Origin of the sequence: Achromobacter spanius (assembly GCF_002812705.1) — a bacterium.
Lineage (GTDB): Bacteria > Pseudomonadota > Gammaproteobacteria > Burkholderiales > Burkholderiaceae_B > Achromobacter > Achromobacter spanius.
The window spans coordinates 2,381,264-2,407,133 of record NZ_CP025030.1 but is presented as its reverse complement, the minus strand read 5'-3'; the positions used below and the strand labels follow the sequence as shown (position 1 = coordinate 2,407,133).

Annotated in this window: 22 protein-coding genes, 1 tRNA gene and 3 pseudogenes; 12 read left to right on the top strand and 14 right to left on the bottom strand. The window is 62.5% G+C overall.

Translation table 11 applies throughout. The features are described from left to right. Window positions 1-255: 255 nt before the first annotated feature. Both CVS48_RS10940 and CVS48_RS10935 read left to right on the top strand, forming a co-directional pair. Window positions 256-1,854, top strand: coding sequence for an MDR family MFS transporter (locus CVS48_RS10940; protein ID WP_100854471.1), 1,599 nt, complete (start codon window positions 256-258; stop codon window positions 1,852-1,854). 3 nt (window positions 1,855-1,857) lie between these two features. Next, window positions 1,858-2,304 carry a MarR family winged helix-turn-helix transcriptional regulator gene (locus CVS48_RS10935; RefSeq protein WP_100854470.1) on the top strand — a complete coding sequence of 149 codons (447 nt, stop codon included), beginning with the start codon at window positions 1,858-1,860 and terminating at the stop codon, window positions 2,302-2,304. A gap of 21 nt (window positions 2,305-2,325) precedes the next feature. Here CVS48_RS10935 and CVS48_RS10930 read toward each other — a convergent pair whose 3' ends face one another. Beyond that, window positions 2,326-3,447, bottom strand: coding sequence for a Fic family protein (locus CVS48_RS10930; RefSeq protein WP_100854469.1), 1,122 nt, complete (start codon window positions 3,445-3,447; stop codon window positions 2,326-2,328). Window positions 3,448-3,829: 382 nt separating this feature from the next. Here CVS48_RS10930 and CVS48_RS10925 point away from each other — a divergent pair, with 382 nt between their 5' ends. The 6 genes and pseudogenes from CVS48_RS10925 to CVS48_RS10900 form a co-directional block, all read left to right on the top strand. Then, the gene (locus CVS48_RS10925) at window positions 3,830-4,753 is read left to right on the top strand and encodes a LysR family transcriptional regulator (RefSeq protein WP_100854468.1); all 924 of its coding nucleotides are present in this window, start codon (window positions 3,830-3,832) and stop codon (window positions 4,751-4,753) included. A 2-nt stretch (window positions 4,754-4,755) separates the two neighbouring features. Beyond that, window positions 4,756-4,933, top strand: a pseudogene (locus CVS48_RS29590) (hypothetical protein); the annotation flags it as partial. After that, window positions 4,882-5,190 carry an ester cyclase gene (locus tag CVS48_RS29770; protein WP_197723170.1) on the top strand — a complete coding sequence of 103 codons (309 nt, stop codon included), beginning with the start codon at window positions 4,882-4,884 and terminating at the stop codon, window positions 5,188-5,190. The pseudogene CVS48_RS29590 and the gene CVS48_RS29770, both read left to right, overlap by 52 nt. 134 nt (window positions 5,191-5,324) lie before the next feature. Continuing rightward, window positions 5,325-6,509: an MFS transporter gene (locus CVS48_RS10910; RefSeq protein ID WP_100854467.1), complete on the top strand. Its 1,185-nt coding sequence runs from the start codon at window positions 5,325-5,327 to the stop codon at window positions 6,507-6,509. A gap of 57 nt (window positions 6,510-6,566) precedes the next feature. Further along, window positions 6,567-6,821 (top strand): annotated as a pseudogene (locus tag CVS48_RS10905) (integrase core domain-containing protein); the annotation flags it as partial. Window positions 6,822-6,834: 13 nt separating this feature from the next. Further along, window positions 6,835-7,115: pseudogene (locus CVS48_RS10900) on the top strand (transposase); the annotation flags it as partial. Between the two features lie 75 nt (window positions 7,116-7,190). Here CVS48_RS10900 and CVS48_RS10895 read toward each other — a convergent pair. From CVS48_RS10895 to betI, 11 genes are all read right to left on the bottom strand, one after another. After that, window positions 7,191-8,249: a PDDEXK nuclease domain-containing protein gene (locus CVS48_RS10895; RefSeq protein ID WP_100854465.1), complete on the bottom strand. Its 1,059-nt coding sequence runs from the start codon at window positions 8,247-8,249 to the stop codon at window positions 7,191-7,193. Between the two features lie 122 nt (window positions 8,250-8,371). Further along, window positions 8,372-9,463, bottom strand: a complete 1,092-nt coding sequence (gene ychF / locus CVS48_RS10890; RefSeq protein WP_050448045.1) for a redox-regulated ATPase YchF — start codon at window positions 9,461-9,463, stop codon at window positions 8,372-8,374. 96 nt (window positions 9,464-9,559) lie between these two features. Beyond that, complete coding sequence (locus CVS48_RS10885) at window positions 9,560-10,339, bottom strand: CPBP family glutamic-type intramembrane protease (protein WP_100854464.1); 780 nt, start codon at window positions 10,337-10,339, stop codon at window positions 9,560-9,562. Beyond that, a complete protein-coding gene (pth, locus tag CVS48_RS10880; protein WP_050448047.1) occupies window positions 10,336-10,935 on the bottom strand; it encodes an aminoacyl-tRNA hydrolase in 600 nt (199 codons plus the stop codon). Before pth ends, CVS48_RS10885 begins: the two co-directional genes overlap by 4 nt. Before the next feature lie 97 nt (window positions 10,936-11,032). Beyond that, a complete protein-coding gene (locus CVS48_RS10875) occupies window positions 11,033-11,644 on the bottom strand; it encodes a 50S ribosomal protein L25/general stress protein Ctc (protein ID WP_046805051.1) in 612 nt (203 codons plus the stop codon). 148 nt (window positions 11,645-11,792) lie between these two features. Beyond that, on the bottom strand, window positions 11,793-12,743 hold the full coding sequence (locus CVS48_RS10870; protein ID WP_006227587.1) for a ribose-phosphate pyrophosphokinase: 951 nt from the start codon (window positions 12,741-12,743) through the stop codon (window positions 11,793-11,795). A gap of 141 nt (window positions 12,744-12,884) precedes the next feature. Beyond that, window positions 12,885-12,961 (bottom strand) — tRNA-Gln (locus CVS48_RS10865). Window position 12,962: 1 nt separating this feature from the next. Beyond that, window positions 12,963-13,862: a 4-(cytidine 5'-diphospho)-2-C-methyl-D-erythritol kinase gene (ispE, locus tag CVS48_RS10860; protein ID WP_100857596.1), complete on the bottom strand. Its 900-nt coding sequence runs from the start codon at window positions 13,860-13,862 to the stop codon at window positions 12,963-12,965. 36 nt (window positions 13,863-13,898) lie between these two features. Then, complete coding sequence (gene betA / locus CVS48_RS10855) at window positions 13,899-15,572, bottom strand: choline dehydrogenase (RefSeq protein WP_100854463.1); 1,674 nt, start codon at window positions 15,570-15,572, stop codon at window positions 13,899-13,901. 160 nt (window positions 15,573-15,732) lie between these two features. Next, window positions 15,733-17,199 (bottom strand): betaine-aldehyde dehydrogenase, encoded by a 1,467-nt coding sequence (gene betB / locus CVS48_RS10850; protein WP_100854462.1) that lies wholly within the window; start codon window positions 17,197-17,199, stop codon window positions 15,733-15,735. 17 nt (window positions 17,200-17,216) lie between these two features. Beyond that, window positions 17,217-17,840 carry a transcriptional regulator BetI gene (betI, locus tag CVS48_RS10845; RefSeq protein WP_100854461.1) on the bottom strand — a complete coding sequence of 208 codons (624 nt, stop codon included), beginning with the start codon at window positions 17,838-17,840 and terminating at the stop codon, window positions 17,217-17,219. Window positions 17,841-18,066: 226 nt separating this feature from the next. Here betI and CVS48_RS10840 point away from each other — a divergent pair, with 226 nt between their 5' ends. Continuing rightward, window positions 18,067-19,653: a BCCT family transporter gene (locus CVS48_RS10840; RefSeq protein ID WP_100854460.1), complete on the top strand. Its 1,587-nt coding sequence runs from the start codon at window positions 18,067-18,069 to the stop codon at window positions 19,651-19,653. A 3-nt stretch (window positions 19,654-19,656) separates the two neighbouring features. Here CVS48_RS10840 and lolB read toward each other — a convergent pair whose 3' ends face one another. Both lolB and CVS48_RS10830 read right to left on the bottom strand, forming a co-directional pair. Then, window positions 19,657-20,247, bottom strand: coding sequence for a lipoprotein insertase outer membrane protein LolB (gene lolB, locus CVS48_RS10835; RefSeq protein WP_419191460.1), 591 nt, complete (start codon window positions 20,245-20,247; stop codon window positions 19,657-19,659). 11 nt (window positions 20,248-20,258) lie between these two features. Continuing rightward, on the bottom strand, window positions 20,259-22,145 hold the full coding sequence (locus tag CVS48_RS10830) for a tetratricopeptide repeat protein (RefSeq protein WP_100854458.1): 1,887 nt from the start codon (window positions 22,143-22,145) through the stop codon (window positions 20,259-20,261). Here CVS48_RS10830 and mutM point away from each other — a divergent pair. The 3 genes from mutM (at window position 22,144) to CVS48_RS10815 (ending at window position 25,868) form a co-directional block, all read left to right on the top strand. Next, window positions 22,144-22,971, top strand: coding sequence for a bifunctional DNA-formamidopyrimidine glycosylase/DNA-(apurinic or apyrimidinic site) lyase (gene mutM / locus CVS48_RS10825; RefSeq protein ID WP_100854457.1), 828 nt, complete (start codon window positions 22,144-22,146; stop codon window positions 22,969-22,971). The genes CVS48_RS10830 and mutM overlap by 2 nt on opposite strands. A 137-nt stretch (window positions 22,972-23,108) precedes the next feature. After that, window positions 23,109-24,062: an MBL fold metallo-hydrolase gene (locus CVS48_RS10820; protein ID WP_100854456.1), complete on the top strand. Its 954-nt coding sequence runs from the start codon at window positions 23,109-23,111 to the stop codon at window positions 24,060-24,062. A 126-nt stretch (window positions 24,063-24,188) separates the two neighbouring features. Next, window positions 24,189-25,868 carry an FAD-dependent oxidoreductase gene (locus CVS48_RS10815; RefSeq protein ID WP_100854455.1) on the top strand — a complete coding sequence of 560 codons (1,680 nt, stop codon included), beginning with the start codon at window positions 24,189-24,191 and terminating at the stop codon, window positions 25,866-25,868. The last annotated feature ends 2 nt before the right edge of the window (window positions 25,869-25,870 follow it).

Genomic DNA, 25,870 nt, shown 5'->3' with positions numbered 1-25,870 from the left:
CCGCGGCGTAGGGAGGAAGGGTCTACCAAGGAAGGACTGCTGAAGACGCCAGCATGACCAGCGTGCAGATTTCGCTATCGTAACAAATCAGACCGGCTTCGCGCGGCATTGTCAGACCATGACACCAAAAACGCGCCCGCTTGCCAGCCCAAAGCGCCGCGATGCCGTCCATTCAAGCCCGCGAAGCTGACGATTTTCTGTTTGCGGATTGTAGGACTAGAATAATTGATCCATCAATCGTTGATGCATCCAACAATGCCCGCCCCCACCCCAAGTACCCCACATTCGCCCGGCCAGGTGCTGCCCTTCCGGCAAACGCTGCTGGCCATGCTGGGCATGTGCTTCGTCATGATGATGGTCGCCATCGACCAAACGGTCGTGGGCACCGCGCTGCCCACCATCGTGGCCGAGCTCAAGGGCTTTGAACTGTACGCCTGGGTCGCCACGTCCTATCTGCTGACGTCGGTCATCACCGTGCCCATTTTCGGCCGCCTGGGTGATTACTACGGGCGCAAGCCCTTCGTAGTGGCCGCCATCATCCTCTTTACGCTGGCCTCGGCCCTGTGCGGCGCGGCCGACAGCATGCTGTCGCTGGTGCTGGCGCGGGCCCTGCAAGGCATCGGCGGCGGCATGCTGGTGGGCACCGCGTTCGCCTCCATCCCCGACCTGTTTCCTGACCCGCACGTGCGCTTGCGCTGGCAAGTAATGCTGAGTTCGGCTTTCGGCATTGCCAACGCCGTCGGCCCCACCCTGGGCGGCGCGCTGACCGAACACTATGGCTGGCGGTCCGTGTTCTACGTGAACCTGCCCATCGGCATCCTGGGCCTGTGGTTCGTGGCGCGCTACCTGCCGCACCTGCGCAACCACACGTCCGGCAAGGTGCGCCTGGACTGGCAAGGCGCCCTGCTGGTCGCGCTGGCGCTGGGCAGCCTGCAACTGCTGGTGGAACTGCTGCCCAAGGAAGGAATAAGCGGCCCCATCGTGCTGCTGGGCCTGGGTAGCATCGCCTCTTTCGTGCTGCTGATCTGGTGGGAAAAGCGCTGCCCGCATCCGCTCTTGCCGCTGGACATGTTCCGCAACCGCGGACTGGCCACGCTGTTCACGCTGGCGCTGCTGGTGGGCGTGACCATGTATTCGCTGCTGTTCTATGCGCCCCTGCTGCTGCAAGGCGGCTTTGGCCTGTCGCCGCAGGACGCCGGCATGCTGATCACGCCCATGGTTGTGTTCATTACCGTCGGCAGCATCATCAACGGCCGCATCATTACCCGCATCCGCAACCCCAACCGCATGCTCTATGCAGGCTTTCTGCTGATGGCGCTGTCGTGCCTGGGCATCGTCACCACCCACAACACCACGTCGCATATCTTGATTGCCGCCTACATGATGATGGCCGGGCTGGGCATGGGCTTCATCATGCCCAACCTGACCGTTTTCGCGCAGCAAACCGCGGGCCGCACGCACCTGGGCATCGCCACGGCGTTGCTGCAATCGCTGCGCATGATCGGCGGCATGCTGGGCACGGCGGTCGTCGGCACCATGGTCAGCCATAGCTACTTCAGCGGCGTCGAGTCCACGCTGAACGGCGCGTCGGCGCAATGGCTGCCGGAACTGAACGACCCGCAGATGCTGGTCAACCCGGCGGCGCAGACGCAGTTCCTGGCACAATTGGCGCATCAAGGCCAGGACGGTACGTCGCTGATCGAGATTGCGCGAGTCGCGCTGGTGGGCGCCATCCATGAAGGCCAGCTCATCGCGCTGGCCGTCGCCATCTTCGCGCTATGGTGCGTGCGGCGCGTGCCGCTGGTGCAATTGGCCCGCCCATCCAAGGCGGAGCCCGCCGGCGTCGGAGAATAGCTTTTGCCCAGACAACAACAAGGCCTGCAAGTCATCCAGCACATGGGGCAGACGTACCGCGTCATGCAAAGCGCATTCAGCAGCAAGGTCGGCCACGCCCTGCCCCGCTGGCGCATTCTGCTGGCGCTGCATGAGAACGGACAGTGTTCGCAGAAGCATCTGGCGGAGCGTTGCCGGCTGGATCCGGCGTCATTGACCCGGCAATTGCAAGCGATGGAGAAAATGGGCTGGATAGCGCGTGCGGTGGATGATCAGGACAACCGCTTGACGAATGCCACGCTGACCGCTGCCGGGCAGGCGGTGGTGAATGAAGCGCTGCCTAAACGGGCGGCGTTTTTTGAAGAGGCGTTGAAGGGGTTGTCAGCGGCGGATGTGGATACGCTGAACCGGGTGCTTAGCGTGCTGGAATCGAATTTTCTAAGGGCGGCGGGGGATAAGGCGGGGGGGTGATGGGGGCGCGCGGAACCCGGGTCAGTCAGGCTTCAATTCGTAGCTGGTGCTGCGGCCACCAGCCCCCGAGCGTTGCAACACACCAAGATCAACCAGTTCGGAAATGTCGCGCAGCGCGGTATCGCTAGAACACTTCGCAAGAGCAGCCCACTTGCTGCTGGTCAGCTTGCCTTCAAAGCCGTCGAGCAAACGGTTCAACACCTTCACTTGCCGGTCGTTCAATGAAGCGCCGGACACACGGTTCCAGAACCGTGCCTTGCCCAGCACCGTATCCAGCGTGTGATGTGCCTGTCGCACCGCCTCATCCAGCATCTGAACAAACCACATTAGCCACGCCGTCACGTCCAGCGTGCCCTTCTGCGTGCGCTCAAGGATGTCGTAATAGGCATTGCGCTGCCGCTGGATCTGCGCGGACAGGCTGTAGAAACGCCGCGGACTGCCATCGGCGCGGGCCAAGAGCAAGTCGCCGATCGCTCGGGCGATACGGCCATTGCCATCATCAAAGGGGTGCAAGGTCACAAACCACAGATGCCCCAGTCCGGCGCGGATCAAAGCGGGCTCCGACGCCCGTGGCGCATTCACCCAGCCCAGAAAGCACATCATTTCCGCCGGCAGACGCTCCGCAGCGGGGGCTTCGTAATGAACCTTATGGCGCCCGACGTGACCCGACACCACCTGCATCGGCCCTTGGGCGTCATCCCGCCACCCGCCAGTGATGATCTTGCCGAGGCCCGAGCAGCCAGTGAGGACCAGCGCAGCATGCCAACCGAACAAGCGCTCCGCCGTCAGCGGCTGGCTGCTGTTGCCGCTGGCATCAAGCACCATGTCCACTACGCCTTCCACATTGCGGTCGACTGGCGCCAAGGCACCGATATCGACACCAAGACGGCGAGCAATGGACGAGCGGACCGAGGCTGCGTTGAGGTGCTCGCCCTCGATCTCGCTGGTATTGACCACGTCATCCGTCAGGGCGGCCAGGCTGGCTTGCCCTTGTAAGCCAAGGCCCACGTCGGCAAGTCGCCCTAGCAACATGCCCTGCGCGCGGCTGACTCGCGCCAACGGCTCGGCGAGAACAGCCAAGTCGTAGCGCCAATTCGGCCAGTCGGGGGCCTGCCAGATATAAAGATAATCGCCGCAGTTCATGCGGCGATTATCGGGGCTATTCGCCGCAGCGGCAAGATATTCGCTGCTGACGTGTGTGTATCCATGCGATGAGATGCAAGGACATGGGCCGTTGTAATCCAAACCCTGGAGATTTCACATGGCAGACTATCGCAGCGACTTTACCCAGCAGGCGCCCGAGGCGCTGTTCACCACGCCTACAGCACTCATGCTCGACATCCGCCTCACGCCGTTGGCTCGCAACGGTTGCCCTTGATGAAGTGAGCTCCTTGCTACGGTCTGGCTGGCATATGTCGTTCGCAATGAAATGGGCTTAGGAAAGTTCTTGTTCTAGCTGTGCCCGACACCCTCGCATGCTCAATAGGCCGATACTTCACCCCTCGAACTGCAGTGGAGTATTGGCATGGATACCCTAACGAGCCTGAAGGTTTTCCGTGAGATCGTTGAGCTGCACTCCTTCAGCGGTGCAGCAAAACGACTCGCGATCTCGACAGCCATGGTCAGCAAACACGTTGCCCATTTGGAAGCTATTCAGCGAACGCGGCTTCTCAATCGAACCAGTCGCAGCATAAGCCTGACCGAATCCGGAAGGCTCTACTACAACAGCTGCCGCGAAGCGCTCGACATACTCGACGATGCTGAGGCGCTATTGGGGCACCACAATGGAAGCCCAAGCGGAACGCTGCGGGTGACTGCACCTCAGTGGTTCTCCAATGCCGAGTTCGCACGCATTCTGGTGGAGTATCAACACGCCTATCCGAAGATCAAGCTGGAACTTCTTCTGGACAATACGAAGCAGGACCTCGTGTCTGGACGCTACGACCTGGCACTTCGAGTCACTGACAAGCCATCACCTACTCTCATCGTACGACCAATAGCTACTCTGGATTTTGTCTTGGTCGGTACGCCATCCTATTTTGCCAAGTCAGGACGCCCATCCTCTCCGAAAGATCTGGGGACCCATAACTTCATCCTGCCGGTTCTCACAGAGGTCGAGGGTGTGGATATCAGCAAGGATCAGGAAGCCGATTCGATTGCCGGAGGGCACGTCATGCGCTCGAACGACACCACACTGATTCTGCAACTTGCTCAGTCAGGTTTCGGACTGGCCTATCTGCCGCGCTGGTTGGTCGAAGCAGACCTGGAAGTGGGAAAGCTGGAAATGGCCATACCGGGCTACGTTCCGTTCTCCTCGCCGCTTTACGCTGCCTATAAGAACCGAAGGTTCCTAGCCCCCAAGATTCGCACCTTCATTGATTTCATGGCGCTTGCGCTCTCCCACCTCGATACCGCAGGAGATGCTGCGGTGAAATCTACAACCATCTAGAGTTGCGTCAAGACCTGCAGTCCCTTGGCCATCCATTTCAAACACGCAGCGACACGGAGGTTCTTCTCAAGGCATTCCTGCAATGGGATGTCGAAGCGATCAGCCGTCTCAATGTTTGCCTTTGCTGTCTGGGACCACCGGCAGGAAGAACTGATCCTAATTCGCGACCGCGTTGGGATAAAGCCGCTCTATCCCTATCCCACACAGCATGGAATCATCTTCGGTTCCGAACCGAAGGCTACGGTGATCGGGTCGTCACCTATCTGATATTCACCGGGCATTTCACGGGAACCTTTCGGGGAGTACAGGGAGGAGGGCAGCCGGTCAATTACATCTCAATGGATATCTATCGCTTCTTCAATGGCTTGATCTTCGAAAGCTGGCATCTGGAAGACAACCTCACCCTCTACTCCCAGCTTGGCATCATCAACTCCTGAGAAACTTTGAGATTCTCGGCGGGGGCACGCGGGGGGTTCGAATCCAGTTAGTCTAGAAGACGTAGATGCACCCGCCTTCTGCTGGTTCGACGGCGGGCTGCAATCGCTCACATTCAAAGGTAAGCAAGAGCGCCATGACTGAAGAAATCTGTGCCGTTCCCACCGAAGCAAAAGAGACCGATCGCTTGCCGCTCTTGGCGCTCCTTGCGCTAGCCGCATCGTGTTTCATCACGATCCTTACGGAAACCCTACCGGCTGGCCTTTTGCTGCCGATAAGTGCAGACCTTGGAATCTCCGAGGCCATGGCGGGGCAGTTGGTGACTGCATATGCCATAGGCTCACTCGTCGCCGCCATCCCTTTGAGCATCGCCACACGAGCCTGGGATCGACGCCCGTTGCTGATGCTCACAATCGCGCTCTTCGCGGCGATCAATCTGATCACCGCGGTTTCCGACAACTACGTGCTGACGCTTATAGTCCGCTTCCTCGCTGGTATGAGCGCTGGGTTGCTATGGAGCATCATCGCAGGCTATGCCGCCCGGATGGTCGCTCCCGAACTCAAAGGGCGCGCCATCGCAGTGGCAATGGTTGGAACGCCCATCGCATTGTCCCTCGGTCTTCCGGCGAGCACATTCCTAGGCCAGCTACTGGGTTGGCGCGCAGTTTTTGTTCTCATGTCCGGCGCAAGCATGCTGCTTTTGATCTGGATCCGCTGGCGCATGCCTAACTTGCCAGGGCAGGATGCCAGAACGAAACTCACTCTGAGTCGGGTCTTTGTGCTTCCCGGTATGAGACCCATACTTCTTACCCTGTTCACATTCGTTCTCGCCCACAACATCCTCTACACCTACATCGCGCCAATGGTGGGTCCGTCCGGACTTACCGAGAATCTGAGTGGCGTGTTGCTTGTCTTCGGCCTTGCGTCGTTGGCCAGTATCGTATTTGTCGGCAGCCAAGTGGATAAGCGTCTGCGGCAACTAACTTTAGGCAGCATTGCGCTATTCATTGTCGCTGTCGTTGGCCTCGCGACCGGGATAGATCTAGTGCAGGCTATCTATGTCGGCGTCGCTGCATGGGGGCTTGGCTATGGCGGTTCGGCAACCCTCTTTCAGACTGCTACAGCTCATACGGCAGGAGCGGATATTGATGTCGCGCAATCCATGACTGTGGTTGCCTGGAACCTCTCAATCGCGGGAGGCGGCATTCTCGGAGGGCTGCTTCTGTCTGTCGGGCTCGATGCGCTACCGATGGCTACGATTCCGCTTCTGATAGTTGCGCTCATTACGGTAATAAGCGCGTCGAAACACGGATTCAACTGAGATTGTGAATCGGCTTATCATCGGGACCAGGCTTTACTGGAGCCTACCCGCCTCACTGTGCGCGCAGATAACGGAACGGAATTTACGTCTAGGGCGTTGGACGATTGGGCATACCGACGCGGCATCAAACTCGACTACACACGCCCAGGCAAGCCGACGGATAATGGGCTCATCGAGTCGTTCAACGGTCGATTGCGTGATGAATTCCTTAATGTGCATGAATTCATCACGCTGCACGACCTGCAGCAAAAACTGCGAGCCTGGCAGGACGACTACAACCACCATCGTCCCCACGGCTCACTGGTCATCTGACCCCGCATGAGTATGGCGCAGCGCCTGGGATCGCGTGATTCCCTTCTTCGCATTTCCGCCGGAAGTGCGCCGGGTGATCTATACGACCAATGCCATCGAGAGCATCAACGCCCAGTTGCGCAAGATTATCAAGACCCGCGGTTACTTCCCGTCTGAGGACGCCGCCGCCAAGCTCATCTGGCTGGCCCTGCGCAATATCACCGCAGACTGGGGACGGCCTGCTCGCGACTGGAAGCAGGCCATAACCAATTCGCTATCCTCTATGAGGATCGGTTTATCAGACCTTCCGTGTAAGTCTTAACCCCGCCTTGAACACGGAATTTCTGACCCCCCCGGCGAGTTGTACTCGAAACGCATCAAGTCATCGCATCACTTGTCGGCGCCATCATCCATAGAGTTGCCCAATTCCTGCTCGATCTGCTCAATCGTCGGCAGGCTGGTTTGAAGCTCTTGTGGCAAGGACTCCATCAGTTTGTATTCGGCAATGCCCATCGGCTGCGACTTGTCACCCAGGGCGTACTCGGCTACCACTTTGTTCTTGCTCTTGCACAGCAGCAGGCCGATGCTCGGATTGTCCTGCGCGTGCTTCACCTGCCGGTCCACCGCCGTCAGATAAAAACCTAGTTGCCCCAGATGCTCGGGCTTGAACTTGCCCGCCTTCAGTTCGATCACCACGTAGCAGCGCAGCTTTAGGTGGTAGAACAGCAGGTCAATGAAGAACTCCTCGCCGCCTACGTCCAACAACACCTGCCGGCCGACAAATGCAAAGCCAGCGCCTAGTTCCAGCAGAAAGTCGGTAACGTGCTGCACAAGCGCGTTTTCGATCTCGCGTTCCTGTGCCTCCTCGCCCAGACCGAGGAAGTCAAAGCGGTAGGGGTCTTTCAGCGACTCGATGGCCAGATCGGACTGCGGCGCAGGCAGGCGCTGTTCAAAGTTGGTAACAGCGTTGCCCCTGCGTTCCAACAAGCGGGTTTCGATGTGGATGTTCAGCACGTTGCGCGACCAGCCATGCTCGATGGCGGCGCGGGCATAAGCCAGACGCTCCGTTGGCTGTTTAAGCCGATCCAGTAGTACTAAGTTATGCCCCCAGGGCAATTGTGCAGCAGCCTGCTGCACAATCTCAGCATCCGGCCAAGCCTCGGCAAACGCCCGCATGTACTTAAGGTTGCGTGGCGAAAAACCCTTCATATCCGGGAAGGCGGCACGCAGGTCATGCGCCAGCCGGTCGATCACCTTGGCACCCCAACCCAACTCGGCTTGTCGTGCAAGAATGTCGCGACCGATCTGCCAATACAGCCAGACCAGTTCCCGATTAACCGCCAGCGTCGCACGCTGCTGCGCACTGTGGATGCGCCCTTTCAGGTCGATCAGCCAGTCAGCGTAGCCTTGAGGAGCTGAAGTGAGGGAGGCGGGTTTGGCGGCGGCCATCAGCTTTCCATCCATGACTACGGGAAAAACACCCCGCGGTTGAACACGACTACCCCCAACCCACCCCTGAATCCTTCATACCTAGATAAACAATAGGAACGTTCGCGAGGTCCGGGGAAAACTCACACGTTAAACAAGAAATTCATCACATCGCCGTCCTGCACGATGTATTCCTTGCCTTCGGCGCGCATCTTGCCGGCTTCTTTGGCGCCTTGCTCGCCCTTGTATGTGATGAAGTCTTCGTACGCGATCGTTTGCGCGCGGATGAAGCCGCGTTCGAAGTCGGTGTGGATCACGCCGGCGGCTTGCGGGGCGGTGGCGCCGATGGGCACCGTCCAGGCGCGCACTTCCTTCACGCCTGCCGTGAAGTAGGTTTGCAGGCCCAGCAGCTTGAAGGCGGCGCGGATCAGGCGGTTCAGGCCAGGCTCTTCCATGCCCATGTCGGACAGGAAGGCCTGGCGGTCGGCGTCGTCCAGGTCGACGATTTCGGATTCGATGGCGGCGCAGATAGCGACGACCGGCGCGTTGCGCGCGGCGGCGAATTCGGTCAGGCGGTCAAGCAGCGGATTGTTGGTGAAGCCGTCGTCGGCCACGTTGCCCACGTACATCGCGCGCTTGGCGGTGATGAAGCACAGTTGGGCGATGTCGGCATGCTCTTCCGGGCTGAGGTCCAGCGCGCGGATGGGCTTGGCTTCGTTCAATTGGGCCACGCACTTTTCCAGCACGGCCACGATGCGCTGCGATTCCTTGTCGCCGGAACGCGCGGTCTTCTGATGACGTTGCAGCGCTTTTTCAGCGGTTTGCATGTCGGCCAGCGCCAGTTCGGTTTCGATGACTTCGATGTCGGCGATGGGGTCGATCTTGCCGGCCACGTGAATCACGTTCGGGTCTTCGAAGCAGCGCACGACGTTGACGATGGCGTCGGTTTCGCGGATGTGCGACAGGAACTGGTTGCCCAGGCCTTCGCCCTTGCTTGCGCCGGCGACCAGGCCCGCGATGTCCACGAATTCGACGGTGGCGGACAGGATGCGCTCGGGCTTGACGATTTCAGCCAGCTTTTGCAGACGCGGATCCGGCACTTCGACCACACCGACGTTGGGTTCGATGGTGCAGAACGGATAGTTCTCGGCGGCGATGCCGGCGCGGGTCAGAGCATTGAAGAGAGTCGATTTGCCAACGTTGGGCAGGCCGACGATGCCGCATTGCAGAGCCATGGGAATCCTGTGTAAGTACGGTATTGATCGTTAACGTTCTAGTTTACCCCGGGTGCGCCCTGGGGCAGTTTCATCAGGGCCGGCGATACGGCCCCGCTATTTGACGATGGACGGCGCCCAGCGCATGACGGCCCAGATCATCAAAATGGGGCCGGCGTTGAACGTGGCGTGCAGCAGGATGGCCGCGCCGATGCCGCGTCGCACGCGCATCCAGCCCAGCACCAGGCCGGTCAGCCATTGCGGCAACACCAGTAGCGGCATCAGCCAGTACGGCGTCTTGCTATAGACGAAGTTGGTCAGATGGACCGCGGCAAACGTCAGCGCGACCAGATGGAACACCAGGCCGAAGTGCTTCAGGTAGTAGCGCCGCCACGTCGTGTCCCAGCCCGTCAGCATCGCGTCGCGCGGACGCACGCCCCAGCAGGCCAGCAACATAAAAGCCGCCAGCAGCAGCCCCGTCCACAGTTGCGGGCCATACAAGACCACGGGCATCAATGCAGGCACCAGCCAGAGCGTCTGCAAGGGCCGACGCAAACCGTAGCGGAACAGCATTTCTTCAACCAGCGGCGCCCAGATAATCGCCGTCAGCCACGGCAGGTTGGCCGGGTCGATCCGGTGGGTCGCGCCACCCAGGCCCGCAGCCATTACGGCGACAGGGCCCAGTGCAAAAAGATTCAACGCCCACAGCAGCCCGGCCCAGGCCAAGAGGCGCCCAGGGCGGATGCCCGGCCACCAGTCGGCCAGAAACCCATTACCCGCCACTCGCCCCGGCACGCGTGACAGCGGACGCGGGTGACGGATATAGCGCCAGAAGTCCGCGACTTCTGATCGAAAGCGGGTTTTACCGACGGGGGTGGACTGCGCGGGGTTGTTCATCCGGCAACGTTGCCGCTATGCAGTTGGCGCGTGGCCAATGGGAAATCACCCGCCAGCATCGCCGGTACCACGGCGCGGCAGCGGTCGATGACGGCGTCGATTTCTTTTTGTTCATCGCGGCGCGGCGGGTGCAGCACAAAGTCCGCCACCTGCTGGGCCAGGCCCAATGTGCGCGGATGGCCGATGCCGATGCGCAGCCGCCAGAAATTCGGGCTGCCCAGCACGGCCTGAATGTCCTTCAAGCCGTTGTGCCCCGCATGGCCACCGCCCTGCTTGAGCTTGACCTGTCCCGGCAGCAGATCCAGTTCGTCATGCAGCACCAGCACCTGTTCGGGCGCGAGCTTGTAGAAGCGCGCCAAGGCACCGACGGCCTGGCCGGATTTATTCATATAGGTGATGGGCTTGAGCAGCAGCACGTTGTCCGCGCCCAGCCGAGACTTGGCGACCATGCCGAAAAAAGATTTCTCAAGCGCGAAAGAAGTGCGCAGATCGTCCGCCAGATGGTCGGCCAGCCAAAAGCCGGCGTTGTGCCGGGTCGTTTCGTAGTCGGGACCGGGGTTACCCAATCCCACAATGAGGCGTATGGGAATAGACATGATGGAGGGTGTTTAAACCAAAAAACCCTGCGCATGCAAATGCACACGCAGGGTTTCGGGCACAAGCCGAGGAAAGCCCGAGGGCTTCCCGCAACGCTTAGGCAGCCGGAGCAGCTTCTTCGGCTTCGTCGGCAGCGGCAGCGCCGCCCTTGACGATGGCGGCAGCCAGCAGCGGGTTGTCTTCACCGCCGTGGGGCACGTAGGTGACGCCCATGGGCAGCTTGATGTCGGCCAGGTGGATCGAAGCGCCAGCCAGGATGTTGGTCAGGTCGACTTCGATGAACTGGGGCAGAGCCTTCGGCAGGCAGGTGATTTCCAGTTCGGTCGTCACGTGGCTGATGATGGCGCCGGCCAGCTTCACAGCGGGCGAGATTTCGGCGTTGACAAAGTGCAGCGGCACCTTGGTGCGCAGAGCCTGGTTGGCGTCCACGCGCTGGAAGTCCACGTGCAGGACTTGCGGCTTGTAGGCGTGCCATTGAACCGAACGCAACAACACTTGCTCATCCTTCGAGCCTTCGAGCTGCATTTGCAGGATCGATGCGTGGAATTCTTCCTTACGCAGGGCGTGATAGATCTCGTTGTGGTCGAGTTCGATGTTCAGGGGGGCAGCCGTACCACCATAGACAATGGCGGGAACGCGGCCCGCGCGGCGCAGGCGGCGGCTCGCACTCGAACCCTGGACGCTACGCGCAGTGGCGATGAATTTCATGGAAAACTCCAAAAACAAAATAAGGTGAAGAGGCTTCACCAGTTAACGGCACGGCGCGCAACATGCGCGCCGTGTTGATTGCGCCTTGCCGCGACCAGCAAGGTGCAAAAACTGAGAGTGGGCTGTGGCCCGACCGACGCGAAGCGCGTCAGTCGACAAACAGCGAGCTGACCGATTCCGCGTTCGAGATACGCAGGATGGTCTCGCCCAACAGCGCGGCGCACGACAGCTGGCGGATCTTGCCGCTGGCCTGGCCTTGCTCGGAGAGCGGGATGGTGTCGGTGACGACCAGTTCGTCCAGTTCCGACGCTTCAATGCGGTCAATGGCGCCGCCCGACAGCACGGGGTGCGTGCAATAGGCGTAAACGGCGCCGGCGCCGCGGTCTTTCAGGGCCTGGGCCGCCTTGCACAGCGTGCCGGCGGTGTCGACCATGTCGTCCATGATGATGCAGGTGCGGCCGTCGACTTCACCGATGATGTTCATCACTTCCGACACGTTGGCGCGCGGGCGGCGCTTGTCGATGATGGCCAGGTCGGCTTCCAGTTGCTTGGCCAGGGCGCGCGCGCGAACCACGCCGCCGATGTCCGGGGACACCACGACCAGGTTCGAGAAATTGCGGCGCCAGATGTCGCCCAGCAAGATCGGACCGGCGTAGATGTTGTCCACGGGAATGTCGAAGAAACCCTGGATCTGGTCGGCGTGCAGGTCCATCGTCAGGACGCGGTCAACGCCAGCCACTTGCAGCATGTTGGCCACAACCTTGGCCGAGATGGCAACACGCGCCGAACGCGGACGGCGGTCTTGGCGGGCGTAGCCGAAGTACGGAATCGCGGCAGTGATGCGGCCGGCCGACGCGCGGCGCAGGGCATCGACCATGACCATGATTTCCATCAGGTTGTCATTGGTGGGCGCACAGGTGGGTTGCAGGACGAAGACGTCCTTGCCACGCACGTTCTCGTTGATTTCGACCATCACCTCGCCGTCTGAGAAGCGACCGACGGTCATCTTGCCCAGGGACATATCGAGGTGGTTGACTACGTCCACGGCCAGCCGAGTGTTGGCCGTGCCCGTGAAGATCATGAAGCTATCGTTTGCCATGATGGATGATGCGATGGTCGTTGTAAGACACTAACGAGGTGGTGCGGGGTGATAACACCAGCGGATCCGGAAAATAAAAAAGCTGCTGAACCCGGGCCAGTGTCTTACAGGCGTGTTCAACAGCTTTTTTATGTATTCGGTTGGCTGGGGAGGAAGGATTCGAACCTTCGCATGCCGGAATCAAAATCCGGTGCCTTAACCAGCTTGGCGACTCCCCAACTATCTTGCAATCCAATTCCGCAACGGATGTTCAGTTAAACCAGTACAAGCCTGCACTAACCGAAACCGTGGATGCGATGTGCTATTTGTTTTAACAGCGCCGCGCATTATAGCGGATATTTCTGCTTTCGCCAAAACGGCTTCGGAAAGTTCAGAGAATTCGGCGAATAAACACGCGCCTGATCCCGACATGCGTACAGGGTAACCCTGTTCTGCAAGCCACCGCGATGCCCTGGAAACTTCAGGATAAAGACGGTGAACCACCGGCTCCAAGTCGTTTTTCCCGAAGGAAAAAGTTGGCGAAGCAAGAAAGTCCGCTATTGTGATGTAAGAAGAATCCCTTGTCAAATCGGGTGCGGAAAATATTCCAACAGTCGGCACGCTGGTGTCCGGCTGCGCCACCAGATAAGCGCGATCAGGCAGCGTCACGGCGGTGAGCGCTTCGCCCACGCCTTCCGCGAAGGCCGATTGCCCGAACACGAAGACCGGCACATCGGCACCCAAGGGCAAGGCCAGGTCCATCAGCTCGCGGCGCGTCAGCCCCGTGTTCCATAGCTTGTTCAGCGCGATCAGCACCGTGGCCGCATCGCTGGAACCACCGCCCAGCCCACCGCCCTGCGGGATACGTTTTTCAAGCCCGATCTGCACGCCCTGGCGCGTGCCGGTGGCGTGCTGCAAGGCGCGCGCGGCGCGCAAGGTCAGGTCATCGGCTTCGGACACGCCGGCAAGCTCGGTGGCACGGCTGATGACGCCATCGGCGCGCGCGTCGAAATGCAGCGTGTCGCACAGGTCGATGAAGCGGAAGACCGTTTGCAGCAAGTGGTAGCCGTCGGCGCGGCGGCCCACCACATGCAGGAACAGATTCAGCTTGGCGGGAGCGGGTACGTCGTACAGAGTCACAGAGGGCAGCCGATGCGTGCGGGACAAGCCAACATTCTAGCCACGCGCCGGACCTTGCGCCGTGTAGTAAGGCACGTCGGCGCGCGCAAGCGGCGTACGGCCGCGAAGGTGGTCGGCGATTTTCTCGGCCATCATGATGACCGGCGCGTTCAGGTTGCCCGTGACGATGTCCGGCATGATCGATGCATCAATCACGCGCAAGCCCTCCAGCCCGTGCACGCGCCCGTAGCCGTCCACCACCGCCATCGGGTCGGACGCCGCGCCCATCTTGTTCGAGCATGACGGGTGGTATGCGGTTTCGGCTTGCGCGCGCACGAAGGCATCCAGGTCCGCATCGCTTTTAAGGGCAGCGCCGGGAGATATCTCGCGGCCGGCGTACTGCGCCAGAGCAGGCTGCGCGAACAGCTCGCGCGTAATGCGCAGCGCCGCGCGGAATTCGCGCCAGTCCTGCGCGTCGGACATGTAGTTGAACAGGATGCTGGGATGGTCGCGCGGCGAACGCGAACGGATGCGCACCCGCCCACGGCTGGGCGATCGCATCGACCCCACGTGCATCTGAAAGCCATGCACCTTGATGGGGTTGGACCCGTTGTAGTTGATGGCGATCGGCAGGAAGTGATATTGCAGGTTCGGCCATTTGAAATCGTCATGGCTGCGTATGAAGCCACCCGCTTCAAATTGATTGCTGGCGCCAATGCCCGTACCCATGAACAACCACTGCGCGCCGATCGCAGCCTGGTTGCGCAGCTTCAGCGATGGGGCCAGCGACACGGGCTGCTTGCATTCATACTGCACGTACAGCTCAAGGTGATCTTGCAGGTTCTCGCCCACGCCGGGCAGGTCATGCTGCACGGCAATGCCCATGCCGCGCAGCATGCTGCCCGCCCCCACGCCTGAACGCTGCAAGATCTGCGGCGATGCGATGGCGCCCGCGCACAACAGCACTTCACGCAGCGCGTAGCTGCGGTGCTGCTGGCCATGCTGTTCCCAGGCCACGCCTTCGGCGCGCTTGCCGGAAAACAGAATCACATCGGTCCACGCGCGCGTGACGATCGTCAGGTTGGCGCGTCCGCGCGCCTGGTCCAGATAGCCGCGCGCGGTGCTGGCACGCCGGCCGCGCGGGGTCACGGTGCGGTCCATCGGCCCAAAGCCTTCCTGGCGATAGCCGTTCATATCCGGCGTTTGCGCGTACCCCGCCTGCTCGCCCGCTGCCACCATGGCCGCAAACAGCGGGTTGTTGCCGGCCTTGGGGGTGGTGACGCTGACCGGCCCCGCGCCGCCGTGATAGTCACAGGCGCCCACGTCGCGGCTTTCGGCCTTCTTGAAATACGGCAGGCAAGACAGATAGTCCCAATGCGCCAGGCCGTCTATGCGCGCCCAGTGGTCGTAGTCCAGCGCGTTGCCGCGCACGTAGCACATGCCGTTGATCAGCGACGACCCGCCCAGCCCCTTGCCGCGCCCGCAATCCAGGCGGCGGCCATTCAGATGCGGCTCCGGGTCTGTCTTGTAGCCCCAGTTGTAGCGCCTGCCCTGTAGCGGCATGGCCAGCGCGGCCGGCATCTGCGTGCGGAAATCGAGCCGGTGATCCTGGCCCCCGGCTTCCAGCAGCAGCACGGTCGTGCCTGGGTCTTCGGTCAGTCGCGCGGCCAGCGTATTGCCCGCCGATCCCGCGCCGATGATGATGTAGTCGTACTCGCGCTTGATGGACATTTTCTTCCCCCCGAACACGTGTAGAAAGCGGGTGCCCGCCGGTGTGGCGGGTACCCGTCGTGGCGCTAGCGAGGCCGCCGCGCGCATTAGTTGCCGCGGCATCAATCGCCAAGGCATCGACCGCCCCGGCATTGGCCAGCGCAACATCGGCCGCCGGCGATCAGAACACCGACGCGAACGGGCCGAGTTCAACCTGCACGGATTTCGTCTGCGTGTATTGGGCCAGCGCGTCCATGCCGTTTTCGCGGCCCAGGCCAGATTGCTTGTAGCCGCCCACCGGCATCTGCGCGGGCGATTCGCCCCAGGTGTTCACCCAGCAAATGCCCGCCTGCAAGCGATGCGCAACGCGATGCGCGGCGGCCAGATCGCGGCTGACCACGCCTGCCGCCAAGCCGTAGCGGCTGTCATTGGCGCGCTGCACGACTTCGTCTTCAGTGTCGAACGCCAGGATGCTCATGACGGGGCCGAAGATTTCCTCTTGCACGATCTCCATGCGGTCTTCGCAATCCGAGAAAACGGTGGGCGCCACATAAGCGCCCTTGCCCAAGGCGCCTTCCATCAAGCGGACGCCGCCGGCCAGCAGCTTGGCGCCCTCACGCTTGCCGATTTCAATCCAGCTCAGCACGTGGTCCATGTGGGCGGCGCTGACCAGCGGGCCGAAGTTCGTGCGCGGATCGAAAGGGTCGCCGATGCGGATGCGCGCCACCCGTTCCAGCACGGCGGCCTCGAACGCCGCCTTGTGCGATCGGTGCACGAACACGCGCGTGCCGTTGGTGCACACCTGGCCCGAGCTGAAGAAATTGGCCATTACCGCGATATCGGCGGCGCGCTCAAGGCAGGCGTCGGACAGCACGATCAACGCGGATTTGCCGCCGAGTTCCAGCGTGACGCTCTTGAGCGTAGCGGCGGCCACGCCCATGACTTGCTTGCCGGTGTCCACGCCACCCGTGAACGACACTTTCGCCACGCCGGGGTGGCCGGTCAGCCAGTCGCCAATCTCACGGCCGCTGCCCAGCACCACGTTGAACACGCCGTTGGGCACGCCCGCCTGCGTGTAGATCTCGGCCAGCCGCAAGGCCGTCAACGGCGTGATCTCGGCGGGTTTGAACACCATGGCGTTGCCCGTGGCCAAGGCCGCGGCGGACTTCCACATGGCAATCTGGATGGGATAGTTCCACGCGCCTATTCCCGCAATAACGCCCAGCGGTTCGCGGCGCGTGTAGAAGAAGCTGGATTCGCGCAGGGGCACCTGGATACCTTCCACCGCCGCCGCGAGGCCCGCGTAATACTCGATGACGTCCACACCGGTGGCGATGTCGACGGTACGGGTTTCGGACAGCGGCTTGCCGGTATCCAGCGTTTCAAGCTCAGCCAATTCGTCGTTGCGCTCGCGCAGCATCTGCGCCGCCTTCAGCAGCACGCGCCCGCGCTCGGCGGGGGTGCGCGCCGCCCATACCTTCTGCCCTTCCTGCGCGCTGGCCACCGCGCGGTCTATGTCCTGCCGGGCGGCCACCTGCACTTCCGCCAGCACCGCGCCATTGGCGGGGTTAACCGTGGTGATGGTCTTGCTGCTGATGGCGTTGGTGCGCCGCCCGTGGATGTAGAGTTGCTGGATGGGCAAAGGCATGGGAATCCGTCCTGTTGTCAAAGTAAGGGCGGGCCCAAAGCCGGCTCGCCCTTGAATTGGCTGCGATCAAGCAGCAGGTCCACATAGTCGTAAGCAATGTCGCGCGCCTTGTCGCTGGCAAAGTCCGCGCCCTGAAGGCTGCCCCGCAGCCACAGGCCGTCGATCAGGGCGGCCAGGCCGCGCGCGGCGTCGCGCGCTTGGGCAAGCGGCATCACGCGCAGGAATTGGCAGCACAAGTTGGAATGCAGGCGGCGGTCGTTGGCGCGTTGCAGCCTGCGCAGGCGGGGTTGGTGCATGCTGGCGGCCCAGAACGTGAGCCATGCGCGCATGGCGCTGCGTGATACCTGGGTGGGCACGAAGTTGCCGTCAATGATGGCGCGCAGTTGCGCGCGGGGCGTGGCTGGCGCATCAAGGCGCGCACGCGAGACCGAGTCGCGAAGATTGCGCAGCAATTCCCGCATGGTGGCTTCCAGCAGGCCGTCCTTGTCGCCGAAGTAATGGCTGATGATGCCGGTGGACAACTTCGCGGCGCGGGCGATATGGGCGATGGAGCTTTCCGCCAAGCCGACCTGGTCGATGGATTCAAGCGTGGCTTGGATGAGTTGATTGCAGCGGATGGGCTGCATTCCGACTTTTGGCATGATGCGCGCGGTTCCTGGGCTGGCGAGGGCGGGGAGCGAAAGGGGCGGGGACGACTGGGACGACTTCGGTGGAACCCTGGACTGCCCCGCCGGGTGCGGTCGAGTCTAATTTATATTGATTGATCATTCAATATAAAAACAGTAAGGTCCCGCAGACACCACGACGCAGTATTGGAAGCAGCACATCAGAAGCACCACGGCAGTATCACCACACGGGGAGACAGCGGTGCAGCAAGATCGAAAAACCACGGCGCTGGCATCGGGGGCCGCGCCGCCCAGGCGCGGCTGGCTTGCGCACACCAACCCCATCGTTTTCCTCAGTGCATCCGGCGCCGTGCTGCTTATCGGCGCCCTGCTCATCGTGCAGCCGGGCGAATCGCAAGCGTGGCTTGAAGCCGCCCAGTTATTGGTGGCGGCGCATTTCGGCTGGTACTACATGCTGGCCATGGCGGTCAGCGTGGGCTTTGCGCTGTGGCTGGCGCTATCGCGACATGGCGCGCTGCGCCTGGGCGATGACGACGAGCCCCCCGAATTCAATTACCTGTCCTGGGTATCGATGCTGTTCTCATCCGGCATCGGCATTGCGCTGGTGTATTACGGCGTCTACGAGCCGCTGGACCATTTCCTGATGCCGCCCACCGGCACGGGCGGTACCCAGGAAGCCGCGCGCAATGCCTTGACCCTGACCTTCCTGCATTGGGGCATCCACGGCTGGACGCTATATGCCCTGACGGCCACGGCACTTGCCTACTTCGCGTATCGCCACAAGCAGCCCCTGGCGCTGCGCTCGCCCCTGCAGGGGATATCCGGCAAGCCGCTGCCCAAAGGCGTGGGCCACGCCGTCGACGGCTTTGGCGTGCTGGCCACCATTGTGTCCATGGTGACCAACCTGGGGCTGGGCGCATTGCTGCTGCATGCGGGGCTGACGTACCTGTGGGGCGTGCCGAACACGGCCGCGGTGCAGGTGCCCCTTGTGATCATCATGATGGTGGTGGCCACGGGTGCGGCGGCGCTGGGCATCAAGCGCGGCATCGCCATCCTGTCCAACATCAATACCGGCCTGATGTGCCTGTTGCTGCTGTTCGTTTTCCTGGCCGGCCCCACCCGCCTGCTGCTGGACGGCCTGGTACAGAACCTGGGTGATTACCTGAACGCATTCCTGAGCAAGAGCTTCGACCTGTACCTGTACGACCGCAAGGCCGTGCGCTGGACCAGTTCATGGACCATCTTCTATTGGGCCTGGTGGATCGGTTGGGCACCGTTCGTGGGCATGTTCATCGCCCGCATTTCGCGTGGCCGCCGGATCCGCGAATTGATCTTCGGCGTGATGCTGGTGCCCCTGGGCTTCACGCTGGCCTGGCTGTCCATCTTCGGCAATACCGCCATCAACCTGGTTCTGAACGACGGCGCGGCCAGTCTGGGCCGGATGGCCATGGCCGACCCGCCGATGGCGTTCTACACGCTGATGGAATACCTGCCGATGACCAAGTTGGTGGCCGGCGTGGGCGTGGTGATGTCATTCATGCTGTTCCTGACCCCGGTCGATTCCGGCACGCTGATGATCGCGAACCTGTCGGCCCGCAACGCGGACGCCGGCCACGACGCACCCATCTGGCTACGCGTCTTTTGGGCGGCGCTGACAACGATGCTGGGAGTCGGCCTGCTGCTGGCAGGAAATTTCAATGCAATGCAGACCGCGGTGGTGCTGTGCGGTCTGCCTTTTTCCGTGATTTTGCTGTGCTACATGGTCAGCTTGTACAAGGCGCTGGTCCGAGACAACCCCGAACCCAGCAGCCTGCCCGCCACGCGCTGATGTTCAGGGCTGGTTGACCACCAGGCGCACCATGATGCGACGGCCCGGCTCTTGGCGTTGCAGCACAAGCATCTGCGGGCCCAGCGTGTCATAGCGCGACAGATTCGCCCGCCAGCCGCCTTGCTCGAACGTCGTGGGCCGGCCAAGTTCGTCGCGGGCGACGTCAGACGCTTCCGGTTCAGCCGGCAGCCTGCCGCGCAGCCAGTCGCGCAAGCCCGACACGGGCATGCTGCTTCCCAGCGCTTCTTCGGCCAGGGCGTCGGGGTTATCCGCCTGCAGGCGGGTGCCGTCGGCCTTGGTCAAGCTGGCCGCGCCGGGGCGCCCTTCCACGCGCGCTTCGGTTGAGCCAAGCGGGTTGGTCAGGTCCAGCACATAGCGCTGGCCGTCGTCCGACCAGGAAAAGCCGCCTTGCACGGCATTCTGCTTGCCGCCTTCCTCGTTGACCGTAATGGCAAAGCGGCCGATGCGTGAAAATGCGTCGGCGCTGGCGCTTTCAATGGGTTTGGGCGTCGTGGTGCAGGCGGCAAGCGCCGCCGCCAGCATCGTGACCAGCGCCAGGCGCAGCCAGCCGGAAAGGCCGGCCAGGCTTCGCATCGCAAACATCATCACAGGTTGACTCCCAAGCGCTTGACCACGTCCTGCACGGTCTTGTTCTTGGGGTCTTTCATCAGCGCGGCGCGCAGCAGTTCCGTGGCCTGATCGCGCTTGCCCTGGCTCCACAGCACTTCGGCCAGGTGGGCGGCGATGTCGGCTTCCGGACGCACGCTGTAGGCGCGGCGCAGGTATTCCGCCGCGGACTCGGATTCGCCCATGCGGTACTTGACCCAGCCCATGCTGTCCAGAATGAACGGGTCGTTGGGCGACAGTTCAAGCGCCTGGGTGATCAGGTCCAGCGCTTCGGGCAGGCGCTTGTTGTGGTCAGCCAGCGTATAGCCCAGCGCGTTGTAGGCGTGGGCATGATCCGGGTCCAGCGCAATGACCTGACGCAGCTTGCGTTCCAGGTCGTCCAGACGATTCTGGCGCTCATACAGCATCGCCAGTTCGTACTTGATTTCAACGGTATCGGGCAGGGCTTCGTCGGCGGCTTCCAGCGTGCTGATCGCCTGCGGCACGCGGTCGGCGTCGCGCAGAATCTGCGCCTTCGTCAACACACCCAGCGTGCGCTCCTCTTCGTCTTGCGGGCCGGCCGCGTCAATCATGGCCAGCGCGTCGTCGACGCGGCCACTCTTGGCGCGTAGCGCCGCCTGGCGCATGCGCACGGAATAGCGCAGCGTGGGGTCGTCGATACGGCCCAATTCATTGATGGCTTCGTCGTAATTGCCCTGGTCTTCGGCAATGCGCGACAGCAGCACATGCGCGTCGGCGGCGGCCGCGCCGGCGTCGGTGGCGCCCGGCACCGTGGCGCGCTGGCGCTGGTGCTGCACGTCCAGATATTGCTGAAGCAGGTTCTTGGCTTGCGGCAGTTGGCCGGCCTTGTAGGCCAGTTGCGCCTGCATGAAGAGCAGATCGAAGTCTTCCGGCGACCGGCGCGACATGGCTTGCAGTTCGGCCAGCGCGCCGTTGTAGTCGCCGCTGTCGGCCAACTGGCCCGCCAGCATCAGACGAACCTTGCGGGCGCCAGGATTGCGGTTGATATAGGCACGGGCATCGGCCTGGGCGCGCTGTGGGTCCACCTTGAACCCGTATTCCAGCACGCGCTGGGCGGCCGGTTCGGATTTGGGATCGGCGGCCAGCGCCGCGCGGGATTCTTGCGCGGCGCGTTCGTAATCGCCCGCGGCGGACGCCACGTCGGCCAAGGCCAGATGAGCGGCGGGCAGCTTGCGCACGCTGTCGCTCAGGGATTCGTCAAGGATGCGCAGCGCCAGGCGGCGGTCGTTCAGGCGGCTGAGCACGGCCAGCGCCTGGCCGATGGCGGCCGGCTTGTCGCGCGATGCGTCGATGCGGTTGCGCAGCGCCTGGGCCAGGCCCTTGGTCTGCCCATTGGCGGCGGCAAGCGCCAGCTCGGTGGAGCTGGCTTCGACATCGTTGGGAGACAGGCGCGCCCAGACCCGGGCAGCTTCCAGCGCGCCGGGCAGGTTGCCGCCGGCCAACTGGAATTCCAGCCCGCGCCGCGCCAGGCGGGGGTCGCCTGTGTCGCGGGCCAATCCCACCATGGTGGTTGCCGCTGTGCCGTACATGCCACGCTGGGCGGCGATCTCTGACGCGAGGACGCGATAGAAGATGTCGCCGGTCAGCGAAACGTAGGGCAGTTGGCCCGGCCGCAGACGGATCACTTCGGTTTCAGGCTGACGGTTCTGCGGGGCCATGCGTGGCCCGGTTGCATCTCGCGTCCGGCTGTCGGCCGCCTGGGCCGGCAGCGAAAAACCTGTTGCCAGCGCAAGCGCCAACACGGCGATCCCGATATTCATTTGTTTAAAAGACGACTTCACGCGGCCCGTCCGGTTGATGGCACAATCTTCGTACACGCAATTGATGATCTTACACTGGCTCATGCCGGAACTGCCTGAAGTCGAAACTACGCGCCGAGGAATCGACGCCGTCATCACCGGCCGGACGCTCAAGCGCCTGGTCATCCACGAACCCCGCATGCGCTGGCCGATTCCCTCGGACCTGCCAGCGCTGATTGGTGGCCGCGCCGTATTGGAATGCGCCCGCCGGGGCAAATATCTGCTGCTGCGGTTCGAGCACGGCACGCAGATTGTGCATCTGGGTATGTCGGGCTCGTTGCGCAGCGTGGCGCCGGGTGAATTCCTGCGCAAGCACGATCATGTCGAATGGATTTTCGACGACGCCGTGCTGCGCCTGCATGATCCCAGGCGTTTCGGGGCGGTACTGTGGCACGCCGAAGCCGACGGCCCCATCGATGCCCACCCCTTGCTGGCCAAGCTGGGCATCGAACCCTTCGACCCGCGCTTTGACGGGGCCTGGCTGCATCGCCACTTCAAGAACCACGGCGCCGCCATCAAGCAGGTGCTGCTGGCGGGCATGGCGGTGGTAGGCGTGGGCAATATCTACGCATCCGAAAGCCTGTTCCGCGCGCGCATCAACCCCAAGACCCCCGCCAACAAGCTGTCGCCGGCCCGTTGCGAACGGCTGGCCGACATGGTGCGCGCCACCCTGGCCGACGCGCTGACTTCCGGCGGCAGCACGCTGCGGGACTATGTCGGCGCCACGGGCGAACCCGGGGCGTACTTCGAGATCCATGCCGCCGTCTATGAACGCGAAGGCCTGCCGTGCCGCGTCTGCGAAACCCCCATCCGGCGCTTTGTCCAAGGGCAGCGCGCCACGTATTACTGCCCGAAATGCCAGCGGAACTAGGCGCAACACGCTGAAATTACTGGGGAAATCCCTGTAAAAGCGGCACCATTTGTTTATAGCGAACGTATTGCACAAACACTAACGCCACGCTATATTCCTTCCACACACCTATTCCTATAACAGTGGAAGGAGCCTCCATGAGCAAGCAATTCGCCTCGCACGCCGATATGGACGACAAGGTCGTCTCGTTCGAAAAACTGTCCGACAACGCCTATGCCTACACGGCCGAAGGCGACCCCAACACGGGTGTGATCATCGGCGACGAGGCCGTCATGGTGATCGACACCCAAGCCACGCCGGTCATGGCCCAAGACGTCATCCGCCGCATCCGCGAAGTGACGGACAAGCCCATCAAGTACATCCTGCTGTCGCACTACCACGCCGTGCGCGTGTTTGGTGCTTCCGCCTACAACGCCCAGGAAATCCTGGCCAGCCGCGACACCTACGACCTGATCGTCGAACGTGGCGAGCAGGACAAGGCCAGCGAAATCGGCCGTTTCCCCCGCCTGTTCCGCAACGCCGAATCGATTCCGCCGGGCCTGGTCTGGCCGACGATGACGTTCAAGGGCGAAATGACCGTCAACCTGGGCAACCTGGAAGTCAAGCTGCTGCAAGTGGGCCGTGGGCACACCAAGGGCGACACCATCGCCTGGCTGCCCGAACAGAAGATCCTGTTCGCGGGCGACCTGGTCGAATACCAATCCACCCCGTACTGCGGCGACGCCTACTTCCGCGACTGGCCCAGCACGCTGGACGCGCTGTCGGGCTTTGAAGCCGAAAAGATGGTGCCGGGACGTGGCCCGGCCTTGAAGGACGCCACCGAAGTGCGCCAGGGCCTGGCCGGCACCCGCGCTTTCCTGACCGATCTGTACGGCGCCGTGAACCGTGGCGTGGCCGAAGGCAAGGACCTGAAGACGATCTACCGCGAGGTCTACGACTTCATGAAGCCGCGCTACAGCGACTGGGTCATCTTCGACCACTGCATGCCGTTTGACGTGTCGCGCGCCTTTGACGAGGCCTCGGGCCACACGCATCCGCGCATCTGGACCGACAAGCGCGATCTGGAAATGTGGGCGCAGCTGGAAGGCTGAACCCGCAGGGCTGCTGGGCTGGTGCCCTGCGGCCCTATGACTGACTATGCAAGAACAGAACCGCGCGTCGCCAGACGGCGCGCGGCTTCGCACATAAAAACAAAATGACCCACACAGGAGACAGCCGTGGGAGACATCGACTTTCAGGCGATGGAGTTCGCCTATGAAAAACACGCCGACCAAAGCGCCCAGGGCGCGGCGCGGCATCAGGTCGTGGTGGTGGGCGCCGGCCCGGTCGGCCTGACCACCGCGCTGGACCTGGCCCGCCAAGGCGTGCGCGTGGTGGTGCTGGACGACGACTACCGCTTGTCCACCGGTTCCCGCGCCATCTGCTTTTCCAAGCGCACGCTGGAAATCTGGGACCGCCTGGGCGTCGGCCAACGCATGATCGACAAAGGCGTGTCGTGGAACGTGGGCAAGGTGTTCTTCCGTGAACAGGAAGTGTGGCGCTTTGACCTGCTGCCCGAACCCGGCCACCGCCGCCCCGCCTTCATCAACCTGCAGCAGTACTACGCCGAAGGCTATCTGTACGAGCAGGCGCGCCAGGAACCCAATATCGACCTGCGCTGGAAAAACAAGGTTGCGGGCGTGACGCAGACGGATGCGGGCGTAGACCTCACCATCGAAACACCCGAAGGCCCCTACACGCTGCACGCCGACTGGCTCGTTGCCTGCGACGGCGCGCGCTCGCCGGTGCGCAAGCTGATCGGCCAGGAAAGCCATGGCCGCATCTTCCGCGACCGCTTCCTGATCGCCGACGTGAAGATGAAAGCCGACTTCCCGACCGAGCGCTGGTTCTGGTTCGATCCGCCCTTTCATCCCAACCAGTCCGTGCTGTTGCACCGACAGCCGGACAACGTCTGGCGCATCGATTTCCAGCTTGGCTGGAATGCCGACCCCGTCGAAGCCGTCAAGCCTGAAAACGTGCTGCCGCGTATCCGCGCGTTGCTCGGCCCCGACGCGCAGTTCGACCTGGAATGGGTCAGCGTCTACACCTTTGCGTGCGAACGCATGGACAAGTTCCGCCACGGCCGCGTGGTGTTCGCGGGTGACTCCGCGCACCGCGTCTCGCCCTTCGGCGCGCGTGGCGCCAACAGCGGCGTGCAAGACGCCGAGAACCTGGCCTGGAAACTGAAGCTGGTGCTGACGGGCCTGGCGCCCGAGACGCTGATCGACAGCTACAGCGCCGAGCGCGAGTACGCGGCCGACGAGAACATCCTGAATTCATCGCGGGCCACGGACTTCATCACGCCCAAGAGCGATATCAGCCGCAGCTTCCGCAACGCCGTGTTGAACCTGGCCAAGACGCATCCGTTTGCGCGCTCGCTCGTTAACAGCGGTCGTTTGTCGCTGCCGGCGACCTACATCGGATCGCCCTTGAACACGCCGGATGCCGATGCCTTTACCGGCCGCATGGCACCCGGCGCGGTCGCGCTGGATGCGCCGGTGTCGGTGAATGGCGAAGACGACTGGTGGATGGCGCAACTGGACGGCAGCTTCGTGCTGGCCGTGTTCTGCGGCAACACCCTGCCCGACCGTGACACGCAGTCGGCCTTGCAGGCGCTGCGCATGGCCCCGGTGCCGGTCAAGGCGGTGCTGGTGGTCGACCCGCAATGCGATGTGGCGGGATTGTCGGCGGACCTGCCGGTGGTGGCCGACCGCGAAGGCTGCGTTGCCAAGCGCTACGACGCGCAGCCCGGCACCACCTACCTGATCCGCCCCGACCAGCACATCGCCGCGCGCTGGCGCGCCTTCAATGTCGACGCGGTTGCCGCCGCCGTCAAGCGAGCCACGGGCCACGCCTGATT

What these genes read in the sequence shown, in the direction of transcription:
- CVS48_RS10940 (WP_100854471.1), top strand. Translation starts at nt 256, where the DNA reads ATGCCCGCCCCCACCCCAAGTACCCCACATTCGCCCGGCCAGGTGCTG.
- CVS48_RS10930 (WP_100854469.1), bottom strand. Translation starts at nt 3,447, where the DNA reads ATGAACTGCGGCGATTATCTTTATATCTGGCAGGCCCCCGACTGGCCG.
- CVS48_RS10925 (WP_100854468.1), top strand. Translation starts at nt 3,830, where the DNA reads ATGGATACCCTAACGAGCCTGAAGGTTTTCCGTGAGATCGTTGAGCTG.
- CVS48_RS10910 (WP_100854467.1), top strand. Translation starts at nt 5,325, where the DNA reads ATGACTGAAGAAATCTGTGCCGTTCCCACCGAAGCAAAAGAGACCGAT.
- CVS48_RS10895 (WP_100854465.1), bottom strand. Translation starts at nt 8,249, where the DNA reads ATGGCCGCCGCCAAACCCGCCTCCCTCACTTCAGCTCCTCAAGGCTAC.
- ychF (WP_050448045.1), bottom strand. Translation starts at nt 9,463, where the DNA reads ATGGCTCTGCAATGCGGCATCGTCGGCCTGCCCAACGTTGGCAAATCG.
- CVS48_RS10885 (WP_100854464.1), bottom strand. Translation starts at nt 10,339, where the DNA reads ATGAACAACCCCGCGCAGTCCACCCCCGTCGGTAAAACCCGCTTTCGA.
- pth (WP_050448047.1), bottom strand. Translation starts at nt 10,935, where the DNA reads ATGTCTATTCCCATACGCCTCATTGTGGGATTGGGTAACCCCGGTCCC.
- CVS48_RS10875 (WP_046805051.1), bottom strand. Translation starts at nt 11,644, where the DNA reads ATGAAATTCATCGCCACTGCGCGTAGCGTCCAGGGTTCGAGTGCGAGC.
- CVS48_RS10870 (WP_006227587.1), bottom strand. Translation starts at nt 12,743, where the DNA reads ATGGCAAACGATAGCTTCATGATCTTCACGGGCACGGCCAACACTCGG.
- betA (WP_100854463.1), bottom strand. Translation starts at nt 15,572, where the DNA reads ATGTCCATCAAGCGCGAGTACGACTACATCATCATCGGCGCGGGATCG.
- betB (WP_100854462.1), bottom strand. Translation starts at nt 17,199, where the DNA reads ATGCCTTTGCCCATCCAGCAACTCTACATCCACGGGCGGCGCACCAAC.
- betI (WP_100854461.1), bottom strand. Translation starts at nt 17,840, where the DNA reads ATGCCAAAAGTCGGAATGCAGCCCATCCGCTGCAATCAACTCATCCAA.
- lolB (WP_419191460.1), bottom strand. Translation starts at nt 20,247, where the DNA reads ATGCGAAGCCTGGCCGGCCTTTCCGGCTGGCTGCGCCTGGCGCTGGTC.
- mutM (WP_100854457.1), top strand. Translation starts at nt 22,144, where the DNA reads ATGCCGGAACTGCCTGAAGTCGAAACTACGCGCCGAGGAATCGACGCC.
- CVS48_RS10830 (WP_100854458.1), bottom strand. Translation starts at nt 22,145, where the DNA reads ATGAGCCAGTGTAAGATCATCAATTGCGTGTACGAAGATTGTGCCATC.
- CVS48_RS10820 (WP_100854456.1), top strand. Translation starts at nt 23,109, where the DNA reads ATGAGCAAGCAATTCGCCTCGCACGCCGATATGGACGACAAGGTCGTC.